This window comes from Hydrogenobaculum sp. 3684 (assembly GCF_000213785.1).
Classification (GTDB): domain Bacteria; phylum Aquificota; class Aquificia; order Aquificales; family Aquificaceae; genus Hydrogenobaculum.
Map to the genome: position 1 here is coordinate 1,070,825 of NC_015557.1, position 14,962 is coordinate 1,085,786.

At 34.1% G+C, this 14,962-nt stretch carries 13 protein-coding genes; all 13 read left to right on the plus strand.

Going from position 1 to position 14,962, the window contains the following annotated elements:
- The first annotated feature begins 12 nt into the window (after positions 1–12).
- Positions 13–1,407 carry a Do family serine endopeptidase gene (locus HYD3684_RS05825; protein ID WP_015419747.1) on the plus strand — a complete coding sequence of 465 codons (1,395 nt, stop codon included), beginning with the start codon at positions 13–15 and terminating at the stop codon, positions 1,405–1,407.
- A gap of 1 nt (position 1,408) precedes the next feature.
- Complete coding sequence (gene dapF, locus HYD3684_RS05830; RefSeq protein ID WP_015419748.1) at positions 1,409–2,242, plus strand: diaminopimelate epimerase; 834 nt, start codon at positions 1,409–1,411, stop codon at positions 2,240–2,242.
- Positions 2,242–2,658 carry a hypothetical protein gene (locus HYD3684_RS05835; RefSeq protein ID WP_015419749.1) on the plus strand — a complete coding sequence of 139 codons (417 nt, stop codon included), beginning with the start codon at positions 2,242–2,244 and terminating at the stop codon, positions 2,656–2,658. Before dapF ends, HYD3684_RS05835 begins: the two co-directional genes overlap by 1 nt.
- A gap of 62 nt (positions 2,659–2,720) precedes the next feature.
- Entirely contained in the window at positions 2,721–3,935 is a 1,215-nt protein-coding gene (locus HYD3684_RS05840; protein WP_015419750.1) for a (Fe-S)-binding protein, read from the plus strand.
- Positions 3,936–4,020: 85 nt separating this feature from the next.
- Complete coding sequence (locus HYD3684_RS05845; RefSeq protein ID WP_015419751.1) at positions 4,021–4,863, plus strand: MqnA/MqnD/SBP family protein; 843 nt, start codon at positions 4,021–4,023, stop codon at positions 4,861–4,863.
- Between the two features lie 12 nt (positions 4,864–4,875).
- Positions 4,876–5,520, plus strand: a complete 645-nt coding sequence (locus tag HYD3684_RS05850) for a hypothetical protein (protein ID WP_015419752.1) — start codon at positions 4,876–4,878, stop codon at positions 5,518–5,520.
- Complete coding sequence (locus tag HYD3684_RS05855; RefSeq protein WP_015419753.1) at positions 5,517–5,966, plus strand: phosphatidylglycerophosphatase A; 450 nt, start codon at positions 5,517–5,519, stop codon at positions 5,964–5,966. The genes HYD3684_RS05850 and HYD3684_RS05855 overlap by 4 nt, the downstream gene beginning before the upstream one ends.
- A complete protein-coding gene (locus tag HYD3684_RS05860; protein ID WP_015419754.1) occupies positions 5,963–8,677 on the plus strand; it encodes a diguanylate cyclase in 2,715 nt (904 codons plus the stop codon). Before HYD3684_RS05855 ends, HYD3684_RS05860 begins: the two co-directional genes overlap by 4 nt.
- A gap of 16 nt (positions 8,678–8,693) precedes the next feature.
- Positions 8,694–8,978 (plus strand): hypothetical protein, encoded by a 285-nt coding sequence (locus HYD3684_RS05865; protein ID WP_015419755.1) that lies wholly within the window; start codon positions 8,694–8,696, stop codon positions 8,976–8,978.
- A gap of 5 nt (positions 8,979–8,983) precedes the next feature.
- A complete protein-coding gene (locus HYD3684_RS05870) occupies positions 8,984–9,541 on the plus strand; it encodes a thiamine phosphate synthase (protein ID WP_237698587.1) in 558 nt (185 codons plus the stop codon).
- 45 nt (positions 9,542–9,586) lie between these two features.
- The gene (cas7i, locus tag HYD3684_RS05875) at positions 9,587–10,573 is read left to right on the plus strand and encodes a type I-B CRISPR-associated protein Cas7/Cst2/DevR (RefSeq protein ID WP_015419757.1); all 987 of its coding nucleotides are present in this window, start codon (positions 9,587–9,589) and stop codon (positions 10,571–10,573) included.
- Positions 10,560–12,782 (plus strand): type I-B CRISPR-associated protein Cas5b, encoded by a 2,223-nt coding sequence (gene cas5b, locus HYD3684_RS08205; protein ID WP_015419758.1) that lies wholly within the window; start codon positions 10,560–10,562, stop codon positions 12,780–12,782. The genes cas7i and cas5b overlap by 14 nt, the downstream gene beginning before the upstream one ends.
- Positions 12,754–14,961, plus strand: coding sequence for a CRISPR-associated helicase/endonuclease Cas3 (locus HYD3684_RS05885; protein ID WP_015419759.1), 2,208 nt, complete (start codon positions 12,754–12,756; stop codon positions 14,959–14,961). Before cas5b ends, HYD3684_RS05885 begins: the two co-directional genes overlap by 29 nt.
- Position 14,962: the final 1 nt, after the last annotated feature.

Consider the following 14,962-nt stretch of genomic DNA (forward strand, 5'->3'; position numbering starts at 1 on the left):
GTGAGGTTTTTTATGAAAAAGAAATTTTTCGCTTTGGGTTTGGCTTTAGCTATCCTAGGATCAAATGTTAGTGCAGTTTCTGGTCCAATTTTAGAACAATTTCAAAACGAAGTAGAGCAAATAGTAGATAAAGTCTCACCTTCAGTGGTAACAATTTACGCTACTCAAATAGTCAAAACTCCTTTAAGCACTCAAATATTTCCAGGGTTTCCACCGTTTATGATGCCTGGTATTCCAACTCCAGAAATTCCAGAGAAAGAAAAAGATTTGGGTTCTGGTATTATAATTAAATATATACAATCTAAAAATGCTTTTATAATTTTAACAAACAATCACGTTGTAGGAAATTCAAAAGATGTAATGGTAAAATTATCTAGAACCATTGAAAGAAAAGCTAAGGTTTTAGGTAGAGATCCTAAAACAGATTTAGCGGTGCTAGAGGTTAGCGCTGAAGGCATAAACAACCCTAGTTCTAGGGTTGCTACTCTTGGTGATTCTTCTCATGTAAGGATAGGGCAACTTGTTATAGCCATAGGGAATCCATATGGTTTTAGTAGAACCGTTACGATGGGTGTTGTATCTGCTTTAAATAGAAGACTTGGCCTTTCTCAGTATGAAGATTACATACAAACAGATGCCGCTATAAACCCAGGCAACAGCGGTGGTCCTCTCATAAATATAGAAGGCAAAGTAATAGGTATAAATACCGCAATGGTAAAAGGAGGTCAAGGGCTTGGTTTTGCCATACCAATAAATTTAGCTAAATGGGTTTATCATCAAATAATGGAGCACGGTAAAGTTATAAGAGGGTGGCTTGGGGTATCTATTCAACAGATAACACCTCAGATGGCTTCTTCTTTAGGTGTAAACTATGGCGCTATAGTAGCTCAAGTGTTTCCTGGATCTCCTGCTCAAAAGTACGGTCTTAAAGTAGGGGATATAATAGTGTCTGTAGATGGAAAGCCTCTTGAAAGCATAGATCAGCTTCAGTTTAAAACAATGGAATCCCCACCTGGCACTGTCTTGACTTTGGGTGTTATAAGAAATCATAAGCTTATAACGATCAAAGTAAAAACCGCAAAAATGCCAAGCAGCGCTAGCAACATAGGCGTTACGTCGGAAGCTAAAGATTTGGGTCTTATAGTAAGACCTTTAAACCCACAAGAGCAAAGACGTTACGAAGTAAAGGGTGGCCTTTTGGTGGAAGATGTCCTTATAGGTTCTCCAGCTTATGAGGCTGGTATAAGAGCTGGTGATATAATACTAAGCATCAATCTTCATAGAGTTTATACAAAAGCCCAGATGGACAATATATTAGAGCGCTTAATATCTGAGCACAAAGATACCGCTACTTTCTTAGTAGATAGAAACGGTCAAAATATCTTTGTGACTGTGAACCTCAAGTAATATGCTAATATCGAAATATCAAGGTTCTGGCAACGATTTTATCATCATAGACAATAGGGATAATTTTGTTTATAAAGAGATAGAAAAGTTAGGTTTAAGTATAAACGAATTTGTTAGAAAGCTTTGCGAACAGCATACATCTGTGGGTGCAGACGGTGTTATACTTATAGAAAAAGCCAAAAACCCTAAAAATCATTTTAGCTGGTCTTTTTTTAACGCCGATGGGTCTGTAGCTGAGATGTGTGGCAACGGTTCTCGATGTGCTGCAAGATTTGCCTATGAAAAAGACATTGCTCCAAAGGATATGGTTTTTGAAACAATAGCAGGTGAGATAGAAGCTCATATCGTAGATAATAAAAGGGTAAAAGTGCAACTTACCCCATATCATTCATATCAAAAGGATATAGAAATAAAAACCGAGTATGGCACTTTCAAAGGTCATTTTGTCAATACTGGTGTACCACATTTTGTTATATTTATGGATGAAGACGAGCTTAACAACTTAGATGTGGAAAAAGTAGGTAGAGCCATAAGATACCATGAGTATTTTGCTCCAAAAGGAACAAATGTAAATTTTGTGGCAAAAACGAAAGATGGTAATTTTAGAATAAGGACTTACGAAAGGGGTGTTGAAGGCGAGACTCTCGCTTGTGGGACAGGTAGTGCAGCTTGTGGTATAAACGCATATCTTCTTGGTTTGTCGGCTTCTAACATAGTAGACATTATCACCAAATCCGGTGAGATTTTAAAAATAACCATAGAGAATGACAAAGTGTTTTTAGAAGGTCCCACTACAAAAGTATTTGAAGGCATGCTTTCTTACGAGATCTTCTGATGGATTTATACTTTTATCTCGACACATATGTAGGCGAATACTTAATAAATTTTTACATGGTATCCTTTAAACTTATCGATTTGGACTCTGTAGAGATTACCGATTTTTACGGTTCGAAACTAATATCAAATATATTAGATTGGGATGCTTTCTCCACCTCGGTAGGAAACATATACCTTCTTGAATACGGTGATCCCATTCAGAGGTTTTACAACATAGAAGAGGCCATTAAGACAGGATATGACATAATCTTTGAAATAGCAAAATCCTCTACAAACGTTTTAAAACCAAGACCTGTGGTAGGTGTGGGCTATCCACCGCTATTTTTATTAAAAAAGCTTTACCCAAATTTATTTGAAGATATGCTTTTTAGACAAAGCCTTGATGAGTTTTTAGACCAAATACTATTTACTTAATAATATAAAAGTTTTATGATTTTACTAAAAGCCATATACCAAATAAAATCTATATTTTAAATATGGAAGAAAAACATTTTGAAATACCTATAGATTTGCTACAAAAATGCGTTAGATGTGGTCTTTGTAAATCAGTATGCCCTACTTATAGGGTAAACGAAGAAGAAAGAAGCTTCGCAAGAGGAAGACTTGCATTAGCTCAGATGGTCCTATCTGGAGAATTGCCTCTTACCAAAGATGTGGCAAGACAGTGGGACGAATGCGCCATGTGTAGAAGATGTGAGTGGATTTGTCCAAACAACGTAGAGTATAAAGAAATTATGTCAAAGGCCAAAGAGCTTCAATCAAACACACTTGGCAAAGACCCTTTTAAATATACCGCTTTAAGCGCTCTTGAGCTCATGCAAACAAACGTTGGTAGAACTGTCGTAAAAATGGCTGGTTCTTTATTATCTTTAATCCCCAAAAAAGAACTAAAAACTTATATACCCTCTGGTATAAACGGTGCTGTAAAATTTATGCCAAAACCCGCCAAAGACGCTTTTGGTATAAGAGGACAAACTTTTAAAACCGATAAAACTCCTTCCAAAGGCACACTCCTTTTCTTCACCGGTTGCATGGTAGATGCTTTTTACACTACCACTGGTAAAAATGCCATAAAAGTCTTAAACAAAGCAGGTTACGATGTAATTGTACCAAAGGATATAAAGTGTTGCGGTGCTCCTCATCTTTACTCTGGAAATATTGAGGCTTTTAATATACTAAAAGCCAAAAACCAAGAAGAGATTTCAAAATACAACTTTGATGCTATAGTGGTAGTTTGTCCCACCTGTGGTGGTGCACTTTTAGAAGATTATGGATATAAAAATGTTTTAGATTTTGCAAGCATTGTAGCTTCTTCAAACGATCTTGTTTTAAAGTCAAAATCAAAAGAATCTGTTACATTTCACGTGCCGTGCCATTCTTACAGCGCCATGAAAACACCGGTTTCCGATTTTGAAAATACTATAAAGAAAATAGAAAATGTAGAGTACAATAAAGCTTCTAAAGCCCAAAGCTGTTGTGGTTTTGCTGGACTTTTTTCTATGAAAAACCCAGAGCTTTCTACTGCCATTCAAAAAGAGAAAATGGAAGACTTCAAATCCACAAACGCAGAATACATACTAAGCGCATGTCCTGGATGTGTTTTACAGCTTCAAGATGGCAATTTGAAGTTTAAAAACAACCAAAAGATTATGCACATAGCAGATTTTGTAGCGAATAAGTTAGAAGATTGAAGTTTTTTGGTTTTTAAAAACTTGCTTTAGCTCATTTTTGTTTGGTTTATAATGTTTATATTATTAGCTTTTTAAGGAGATTTTTATGGAGCAAGTTATTAGAGTGGCCCACAGCCCAGACTCAGACGATGCTTTTATGTTTTATCCTATGGTTAAAGGTCTTATAGACAACTATGGATTTAAGATAGAACACGTTCTAAAAGATATAGAAAGCCTTAACGAAGACGCTAAAAAAGGCACATACGAACTATCCGCAATTTCTTTTCATGCATACCCATACGTAGCAGATAAGTACTACGTTTTGCCAAGCGGTGGAAGCGTCGGAGAAGGATATGGCCCTATCGTTGTCACAAAAGAACCTACAAACACCATAAAAGGGAAAAGAATAGGGATACCAGGAGAGCTAACAACGGCTTACCTTGTTTTGAGGCTTTTCGAAGAGGATTTTGAGCCAGTTGTTATGCCTTTTGATAAGATATTGGATGAAGTGGAAAAGGGTAGTGTAGATGCTGGCCTTATCATACACGAAGGACAGCTTACATACAAAGACAAAGGACTATACAAGTTTGTAGACCTTGGGGAAGATTGGAAGAAAAAATACAACCTCCCACTTCCATTAGGATGCAACATAGTAAGAAAAGACCTTGGCTTAGATACCATAAAAAAAATTGAAAACCTAATGAGAGAAAGTGTTAAAAAAGCCCTAGAGATAAGAAAAGAGGCTCTAAACTACGCTATAAATTATGCAAGGGACTTAGAAAACGACGAGGCGAGGGCTTCAAAGTTTGTAAGCATGTATGTAAACGAAAGAACTATAGACTATGGACCGGATGGAAAAGAAGCGGTAAGGCTTTTATATAAGCTTGGCAAAGAAAAAGGTATCATCAAAGCAGATATACCAGATATTATTTTCACAGACGAACTTTAAAAGGAGAGTGTTATGATTTTGCAAAAAATATACGACGAGGACGTAGAAAACGATATAAAAAGCCTTTTTGAGGCTTGGCCGGAGATATCTTATAAAATAAGCGTTAAACTTATTGAAGTAGGTGACGATACAATAAACGTGGTTTATATAGAAACGAACGATGAAGATTTTAATAAGTCTGTGGGAGTGTTTGAATCCAAAGAAGAAGCCATGGGTGCTTTTAGAAGCTTTGCTTATGAGCTTGGGTTTGAAGATTACCCTACCAACATAGCGTTTTTACATGCTGGGTTTGATGGTGACAAACTTTTTCTATTCTTAAAAGCCAAAAACGATGATAATATAAAACAATTTGACCAACTTAGTGTAGAAAAACTTACCAAAGAACTTCCAAATTATCAAAGAGTAGTTATATATCAAAGCGCTGTCTTAACTTATTTAAAAGACATCTACCCAGCTATAGACAACATAGCTTATGTAATACCGCACAAACTTTCAAGCATAGGTTGTCAAACACCTGAGTTATCCGATTTGGCAAAAATATACGGTGTTTCTTTAAATACAAAAGAGGATGAAATAAGATTTATAGAAAAGCTTCTTCAAGACCCAAAAGGTCTTTGCAAAGATAAAGAACTCCCGCCCATAGATATACCTTTATGAATTACAAAGATTTATTTTTAAAAATTGTAGCCACTGGCTTTGGGCTCGGAAAAGCTCCTGTGGTTCCTGGTACTGTGGGCACTTTAAGCGCTATACCTTTTATATATTTGTTGGGTAATAATTTTTTTGAAAAGCTCTTATTTTTAATTGTGTTTATTCCTCTTGGTGTTATAGCCTCTCAATATGTAATAGATATTACGGGAAACAAAGACCCAGATGAAGTTGTAGTAGATGAGCTTGTAGGATACTTTATAACAATGATGTTTGTGCCACATAGCTTTTGGTGGATGGTTTTTGGTTTTCTCGTTTTTAGGCTTTTAGATATAACAAAACCTTTTGGTATAAGGAAATTAGAAACTCCAAATGGCATTGGGGTTATGCTAGATGATATTGCCGCTGGTTTATTAGGGGCTATTTTACTGTTTATTTTTAAAACGATTATATGAGTTATACTGTTCATTTGGCTTTAAAAAATGAGGAAGTTTTAGATTTTCTAAAGGTGGAAGCCAATACGCCTACAAAATATGCTATACAGCTGATGGCTAATTTTGATAAGGACTACGTAGTTGTTGTTGATAACAATAAAGCAGTGGGTATTTTCTCCGAGTCTGATGTTTTAAAGTTAAAATACGCCAACGAAAATCTCGATAAAAACGTATTAGAGTATGCTTCAAAACCGGCAATAACCGTTAGAAGCTCTTTCAACCTCTTTGAGGCCATTAATTTAATGATAGAAAACGATATATCAAAGCTTATTATAGTTGATGATGAAGATAAACCAATAGGTGTGCTTACTCAAAGAACTCTTATAAAAACAATAGACCAAGAAATGTTAAAAAGAAACAAAAATGTTAAAGATATACTAAGACAAAGAGATTTGATAAGCTTATCTCCTACAGATACTCTAAGCTTGGCTCTTAAAACGCTTGTAGAAAACAAAATAAGAGCAGTAGTAATATTAGAACCCAACAACACAAATAGTAGTGAATTTGGTGAAAATGAGCAAGATACAAACGATGGTAGACTTGTAAGCCGTGGTAGACTTGTAAGCCGTGGTAGACTTGTGGAGCGTGGTAGACTTGTAGGTATAATAACTCAAAAAGATTTGACTAAGCTCATATCTGTTGGTGTTGATTTAGATAAAGCTTTGATTAAAGATTATATGAAATCCCCTGTAATAACTTGCAGAATAGACACACCTCTTATAGAAGCTTCAAAGATTATGGCAAGCTTTAATATAAGAAGACTCGTAGTGGTAGATGAAAAAGACAATCCCATAGGCATAGTAACCCAAGGAGATATAATAAGAAATCTTGAGGAAAAATATGAAGAATATGTAGAGAAAAAGTTAAAACACTTAAGATCTATGCTAAATATAATGCAAGATCCAGTATTAGAGGTTATGGACACTGGTGTTTTTGATTCTTCCTCTGGTATAATAATATGGCAAAATGATAGTGCAAAGAGCATATTTGGAAACTTTTTAGGGAAAAATATAGAAGAAATTATAGATCATTATACATGGAAATATATATACGAAAAGCTTAAAAATGAAAAAAGTGTAAACTATGAGCCTATATTTATAAAAGATCACATATATCATATATCCTGCTTGTATGTTGAGGATGAACAAAAAATAATAGACGGTAGAATCAAAATTTTGTTTAAAGACATAACAAAAGCCTATAAATCTGAGCTAGAACTAAAAAAGATAAATAAGCAATATAAAAATATTTTAGACGCAATGAACGATATGGTTATAATCTACGATGCTTATGATTATAAGATCAAATTTGTTAACAAATCTACTTTAGAACACTTGGGATATGAAGAAGAAGAACTTACAAACAAAAATTTCTTTGATATCATATTAAATTCAGAAAATGTAATAAAACACTTTATAGAACGCGTTATAAAAGAGAACAAAAAAGTGGTAGGAAGACGAGTATACATCAAAAAAAACGGAGAATTTTTACCAGTGCATGTAGTAGCAACAAGAGTAGAATTTGAAAATAACACCGGGAAAGAACATATACTTGTGGTAGCAAGAGATATATCAAAAGAGTTAATTATAGAAGAAAAACTAAAAAATACAAACAAAGATCTAAATATGCTTTATTCTTTTATTACAGATCTTTCTAAAGCGCATCAAGAAGATGAAGCTTATGATATTCTTATACATTACTTAAAGAGACTAGGAATAGAATACATTCATATGTACAAACTAAATCCATCCCTAAACAAAATTGTATCCTCTTATTTGCTAAATACAAAAAGCATATATCAACTGCATAATGAGAATAACTTATGGGTAAATGATTGTTTAGAAGACAATCCGTCTTTGTGTAAAGTTATAAAATCTGGAACTACTCTAGCTACTCCCAATATTAATGTAGATTATGGCTGTCCTAGGATTGCTTTAGGATCTTCTATAAAATCTTATATGTGCGTCCCTATTTTTATAGGTGGTATTTACATAACAAACGCCACAGCTATCTTAACCCTAATGTCTTCTAAAGAAAACTTTTTCACAGAAGTCATAAAGAATAAAATAAATAAATTTATAGAGGCTTTTATACCTGTAGTTAGCAATTTAAGACTCATGGAAATAAACAAAGAGCTTTCTATAAGAGATCCTCTCACGAATGCTTACAATAGAAGGTTTTTAGATGAGATATTGGAAAAGGCATTTCAAAAAGCTATAAGATATCAAACCAAATTATCGATTATTATACTAGACGTAGATAACTTTAAAAAATTTAACGATACATACGGTCATAGGGCAGGGGATATGGCTTTACAGCATCTATCTAAAGTAGTTCAAGAAAACATAAGAGTTTCAGATATATTTGCTAGATATGGTGGTGAGGAATTTATGATAGTGCTTCCAGAAACACCTAAAGAATATGCAATTGAAATAGCAAATAGAGTAAAGGACGCCCTATCAAGCAAAATGTTTTATATAAACTCTTTGGAATCTAAAGACATAAGCACATTAGATATAGATGATATTTATCCAAAGTATTATATAACCGCGTCTTTTGGTGTAGCTACTTTTGATGATGATGCCAAGAACCTAGAAGAATTGATAAAAGTAGCTGATATGAGGCTGTATAAAGCAAAAGAGTTAGGTAAAAATAGAGTGGTATATAATTAAAGGTGTAGGAGGTTTTATGGAACTATTAAAGAAGTATACCATTGAACTGGTAATCTATGTGACATCTGTTGGATTATCGGTGATGGCTATGGGTTTTCTAGCAGATAGAAACTTCATATTTGGAAGTCTTTTTATGTTTATGCTCCTTCTTTTCCAGGTTTTTGTGATTTTAGGAGCAAAAGGAGATAAAGAATTTCCGAAAGCTTATGATAAAGATATAAAAGACGTAGGGCTTTTCAACGCGCTAATGCTCTTATACGCTGGGGTTTTTACGGCTGGTATATTGATGGCTTTAGCTTAATGCTCATGGAACTCTCAAGATATCTTGCAATCGTTGATGTAGATGCATTTAAAGATGATATAACCGAAAAAACAAAGAAGATTGTAGAAACTTACAAACCAATCATTATGCTAAGGGCCAAAAACCTAAAAGGGAAATATTTTTATGAATATGCAAAAGCTATAAGAGATATCACACTAAATTACGGTGTTTTATTTTTTGTAAACGAACGCTTTGATATAGCATTGGCTGTAGGGGCAAACGGAGTACATCTTCCATCGAACGCTTTGGATGTATCTGTTGTAAAAAATATATGTAAAGATATGATCATAGGATATTCGGCTCATTCAAAAGAAAATGTGCTTGAAGCTTTTCAAAAAGGTGCAGATTACGTCACGCTTAGCCCTATTTTTCCTACTAAAAGCCATGAAAACGCAACACCTCTTGGTTTAGAATATTTAAAAGATGTAGTCAAGTCCTCCAAAAAACCCATATTTGCCCTTGGAGGTATCACAAAAGAAAATATAGATGATGTTTTTAAAACCGGTGTTTACGGTATAGCTTCTATAAGGTTTTTCCTTTAAATATAAATATTATAAGTGGAATATAATATAACGAAGGAGGTAAAAATGATAGGAATATTGACATTAACCGTTGTAACCCAAAGGGCCACAAGCCTTAATTACGGGGAGAACATAGGCAATGTATCAATTCTTAAGAAACTTTCCCTAGGAGACAACTCTCAGCTCACCTATGTGTCGGACAAAGCAATAAAATATGATATAAAGAGGAAGGGTAAAGAAGAGAAGGGATGGAGATTGTTGGATGAAAAGATAAAGGAGTATATTGAAAATTCAAAAAAAGGTAAAGAACTTGATGTGGATGAGTTTTCTAAAAGTCTAATAAAAGAATATCATGAGTTTGATCTTTTTGGAGGGCTTTTGACCAATCTAAAAGGGGACGATGGTAAGAAGGTGGATTTATCCTACGGAGACAGTGTCAAAAGAACTGCGCCAGTAAAAACAACCTACGCCTTTTCCGTATCCAAGTTTCAAGGAGATATGGATTTTCTTAACAATATAGATGCTTTTAATAGGTATATAAAGCACATTGAACAAAAGGAAGCTCAAGCCATAGCCCAATCTGAACAGCACACTACCCACTACTATTATACAATAGCCATAGACTTAGACAGGATAGGAGTTTTAGAAACTGAAAATAATACCGTTGAAGTTATAGAGCCTGAAGAAAGGGCGAAAAGAGTAAAAGATCTTTTGGACATAATAAGAACATTCTCAAGGCAGATTAGGGGAAGATATGAAAATTTATCACCTATTTTTGTAATAGGTGGGGTTTACAAAATAAAAAATCCGTTTTTTATGGGATGCATCGATGCAAAAGAAATAGAAAACGGTAAACTCCTTTTAGACCTCAATAGACTTCTTGATTGCAAAAGCTTAATACCCGAAGAAGAAAAAGAAAATACACTTTGCGGAGTGCTTTCGGGATTTTTTGAAAACGAGGAGGATATAAGAGAAAAACTAAATTGTAAAAGTGTAGGAGAAGCCTTTGAAGAGCTAAAAACAAAAGTGGATAAAGTTTATGGATTGTCTTAGGTTTAAGCTTTATACTCCTACTGGTATTTTCAAAAATCCTCTATCAATAAAGGGCGTTGAGGTTTATCCTCTTCCACCATACTCCACTATAATAGGACTCATTTACAAGGCAATGGGAAAAAAGTGGAACAAAGAACATTTTCAAATTTCTATTCAAGGGGATTATGAGACGATATATAGGGATTATGTATGGTTTAAGAAGTATAACTTAAGAGATAAAAAGTTAGACAAACTTCCTTTACAGGTTCCAATTCTGTACAATTTAACACTCTTAATCCACATAATGACAGAAAATGAGTTTTTAGATCAAATAGAAAAAGCCTTAAAAGAGCCAAAGGAAGTTTTATTCCTATCGGGTGGTGAGTACCCGGTAAAAGTAGAAGAAGTAAAAAGGGTTGCATGTGAAAAGAAAAGAATATCTGAAGAAGATTATATAAAGCTTGCCTACAACGCTTACGTACCAAAACAGCATTTAGAAAACATCAACACCACTGACAAAGGGATTCTTTTTAACCTATCCTACTTTTATAAAAATTCTAACAAGTATGCCACGGTTCACAAACCAAAAACATATCATTGGATTGATGCTTACTATTTTCAAAAAGGAACATATATTTATGGTTCTTTGATGTTTGATGGGGATGAAAATCCTGTTTTCCTAACGGATTTGGATAGTGATATACTTGTAGAAAAAGAACAAAGAAGACAAGAAGTATGCCACGGTTCACAAGTATGCCACGGTTCAGATGCAAATGAATATATTAGATTCTACTCAGAAAATTGGCTTATGGCAAGTGCTTGTGTAGGGGTTTTGAAGGTTTTAAAAAAGCAAGGAGAAAGAATAGAAGATTTTGTTGAAGAAAAAACGTTGAAAATCCCAAAAGACCTGTGGGAAAAATTGCCGGAAACTTATGCGGATTATCTACTAAATGACTCAGAACAGTTAGAACATGCGCTTATTTCTTCTTATGAAAAGGAGAAAAAGAAAGAAAGGTTTAATCCATACAACGTGATAATACTTAGAAGCTTTGGAGATTTTCACAGCAACAGTCCTTTTACAAATCCTTCTTTATCTTACATAACAAAGTTAAGAGGTTTGTCTATATCTGATATAAATAATGTTAAGAGCAAAATAAAAGAGAGTTTCATAGAAGGCTATCAATATTTTCTAACCAAGGTTATAGAGACTTCTCAAGTATGCTTTTTCTGTCACGAAAGACAAGCTAAAAATATTGTAGATGCTACAAATTTTACTCCACTGTTTTCTAGTCTTGATACAGTTAAAAATTTTATATGGGATCCAATACCTATATGCAAAGAGTGTGAATTTCTGCTATATTTTGCAAGTGCAGGCTTTTACAAGTCAGGAGGAAAATATCTTTTTATTTATATACCAGACAACCTTTTGGAAACCTACAGATTAAACTTAGTACTAAGCACGGAAGAAGAAGTAGAGCAAGATAAGTTAGGTAAAATATGGAGCGTTGTAAAGCATGTTTTAGGCTTGGAAACACAAAAAAGCAGTTGGATTTTACAAAACATTTATTTTGTGGAAATAGAAATGGTAGGGAATGCAACTGCCAACATATACTCTTTTAATATCAGTCCAACGTTAGCAAAAGCCATCCGTAACTTAATCGGCAAATATCCAAAAAATCTTCAAGCTGTATTTTCCGACTTTCTTTTCTATGTCTACACTGGAAAATCTCTTTATGAGTTTTTATTGCTTTTAATATCAGGATTTATAAAAAAGGAGAGTTATAAAAACTTAGAAATAAGAACTATTGAAAGCAGAATAATACAAACTGGTAAAAAGTTGGATTATTTAAGTAAAAATCTGCTATTTTTTATAGAATTTCAGGAGGTGCTAAATATGAGCGAACAGAAAAATTACATCGATTGGGCTTTTTGGGAAGGAAAAAAATTAAAAGGGTTTTACACCAAAGATCCAAACAAAGAGAAAAAGCTCGAACCACTTATCTATAGACTACTTGAAGCTATACGGAGAAAAGACAAAGGATATTTTATTCACAACTTAATAAGAGCATATCTTGAGGTGGAAAGAGAAATCCCTTATGTCATTAAAGAAAGCCTAGACGATAAAAACTTTAACATGATAGCTTATGCCTTTTTGATAGGGCTCAATTCAGAGGAAAAAACTGAAGAAGCGCAAGTAAAAAATGAAGAAAATATTACAGAATCTGCTTGAAGAGCGTTGGGCAAAAGATGATGGAACTACTATAAGAGACCACACAGACAAACTTTTAGAAAACTGTGAAAAACTAAAAAATTACTACAAACAAGAGATAGAAGAGCTTATGCCCAAAGGGCTTCCCTATGAGCTAAAAGAAAGATTTTGGGAGATCTTGAAACTTGCCTGTGAATACCACGACTATGGAAAAATACACTGTAAATTTCAAGAAAAACTTGGAAACAAAAACCTAAAGTGCGAAAAGCCTATAAAAGAACTTCCAGAAGTAAGGCACAACCTTTTATCACCGGCATTTGTAGACATAGAAGATGAACTAGCCCGAAAGATTGTTAGGCTTTTGGTTTTACACCATCATCCTGTAGAAGACCCATCTGTTGAAAATGTAGAAAAAGTTCTAAAAGAAGAGTTTGGTTTTGAAAAAATCCCTATTAGATTTATGCTGAAAAAGACTGAGACAGATTACTTAAGAGATGATGTAGCAAAAATCTTTAACATTTCTATAGATGAGCTAATTGGTTATTACCGCCTATTAAAAGGCCTTTTGCTTCGTATAGACCATGCAAGTAGCTCAAAGAAAACACAAGAGGTGGAGGATAACCCACCAGAGGATACACTTAATTTTGTGGATGAGTTTTTTAAAAGCACTAAAAGAGTCCCAAACGAAATGCAAATCTTTGTCAAAGAAAATAGAGATAAAAACCTTTTGATAATAGCTCCTACTGGTTCAGGTAAAACGGAAGCAGGTCTAATCTATCTTAAAAAGAAGGGCTTTTTTATGTTGCCCTACAGGGTTTCCGCCAATGGCATTTATACAAGGGCAGAAGGAATTTTAAAAGATTATGCAGGGCTTTTGCACTCAAGTGCCTTAAGCTATGTGCTCGAAAAGGAATATAGCACAGAAGATATTCAAAATAACAAAGGCGATTCAATATTTTTAAACTACTTTCTTTCTCGCAATTTTGCCAAGCCTATAATAATATCTACACCAGATCAACTTATGCACTTTGTTTTTAGATACAAAGGTTTTGAGAAGTATTACGCAACCACCCTTTACTCAAGGCTTGTAATAGATGAAATTCAATCTTACGACCCAATTACCTTAGCTTTTATGGTAAAAGCGTTGGAAATAATAATACAAAACGGTGGTAAGTTTTTGGTAATGACAGCTACTTTCCCAGAATTTTTAAGAGATAGGTTTAAAAATATGGGCGTAGTATATAAAGAATTAAACCTACAGCCTATGATATATCATAATATTCAGGTTATAGACGATACTATAGATAACTACGTAGATATTATAAACAATCTCTCTAAAAATGCCAAAGTGCTTGTGGTGGTAAATACTGTGAAAAAAGCAATAGAGGTAAAGGAAAAGCTTTCAAATGCCAATCTCTTACACAGTAGGTTCATACTAAAAGACAGAAAAGATAAGGAAAAAAAGATAAAAGAGTTTTTCGATGCTAATAGCAATGGTGCCTGGATTACCACTCAGCTTGCAGAGGTATCTTTGGACCTTGATGCAGATTATCTTTTTACTGAGCTTTCCACTGCAGATAGCCTAATACAGCGTATGGGAAGGTGCAACAGAAAAGGTGAAAAACCAACCGACAAACCCAACGTGTTTGTGTTTACAAAAGACTGTTCTGGTATAGGCAAAGTTTATTACAAGCATCTTTTCGAAAGCACCCTAAAAAATCTCAAAGATGGTCTTTGGGATTGGGCCTTCAAATGGAAACTTGTAGAAAATGTCTATTCGGAACAATCTTTAAAAGGCACAAAGTATCTAGAGCGTTTTAATAAAGCTGAGGAATATATAAAAAGCCTTTGGGAAGGAACAGATAGTCTCATAAGAAGCAAATCTCAAGCTCAAGAGCTTTTTAGAGATATAAACACAATATCAGCGATTCCTATTAAGTTTGAAAGTGAGGTAGAAAATCTAATGCAAAAGTGGGAAGCAGTGAAAGGAAACTTAAAAGAAAGAACAAAGATTTTTAACGAGATACTTGAATACACCATATCTGTTCCCGAATGGTCTTTAAAGAAAATAAAACTCCAGAAAGCTAACGAAAAACTTAGAAGATTTGGTGTTTACTATTTGGAAGGGGATTATAGCGAAGATACTGGCTTCGTTATAAAACCTGAAGCAGATTTAGAGCAGATAGATAACATTATTTGAT

Excerpts from the sequence above, each read along its gene's own strand:
- HYD3684_RS05855 (WP_015419753.1), top strand. The coding sequence starts at position 5,517 with ATGAATTACAAAGATTTATTTTTAAAAATTGTAGCCACTGGCTTTGGG.
- dapF (WP_015419748.1), top strand. The coding sequence starts at position 1,409 with ATGCTAATATCGAAATATCAAGGTTCTGGCAACGATTTTATCATCATA.
- cas7i (WP_015419757.1), top strand. The coding sequence starts at position 9,587 with ATGATAGGAATATTGACATTAACCGTTGTAACCCAAAGGGCCACAAGC.
- HYD3684_RS05850 (WP_015419752.1), top strand. The coding sequence starts at position 4,876 with ATGATTTTGCAAAAAATATACGACGAGGACGTAGAAAACGATATAAAA.
- HYD3684_RS05840 (WP_015419750.1), top strand. The coding sequence starts at position 2,721 with ATGGAAGAAAAACATTTTGAAATACCTATAGATTTGCTACAAAAATGC.
- HYD3684_RS05870 (WP_237698587.1), top strand. The coding sequence starts at position 8,984 with ATGGAACTCTCAAGATATCTTGCAATCGTTGATGTAGATGCATTTAAA.
- HYD3684_RS05865 (WP_015419755.1), top strand. The coding sequence starts at position 8,694 with ATGGAACTATTAAAGAAGTATACCATTGAACTGGTAATCTATGTGACA.
- HYD3684_RS05825 (WP_015419747.1), top strand. The coding sequence starts at position 13 with ATGAAAAAGAAATTTTTCGCTTTGGGTTTGGCTTTAGCTATCCTAGGA.
- HYD3684_RS05885 (WP_015419759.1), top strand. The coding sequence starts at position 12,754 with ATGAAGAAAATATTACAGAATCTGCTTGAAGAGCGTTGGGCAAAAGAT.
- HYD3684_RS05845 (WP_015419751.1), top strand. The coding sequence starts at position 4,021 with ATGGAGCAAGTTATTAGAGTGGCCCACAGCCCAGACTCAGACGATGCT.
- HYD3684_RS05860 (WP_015419754.1), top strand. The coding sequence starts at position 5,963 with ATGAGTTATACTGTTCATTTGGCTTTAAAAAATGAGGAAGTTTTAGAT.
- cas5b (WP_015419758.1), top strand. The coding sequence starts at position 10,560 with ATGGATTGTCTTAGGTTTAAGCTTTATACTCCTACTGGTATTTTCAAA.
- HYD3684_RS05835 (WP_015419749.1), top strand. The coding sequence starts at position 2,242 with ATGGATTTATACTTTTATCTCGACACATATGTAGGCGAATACTTAATA.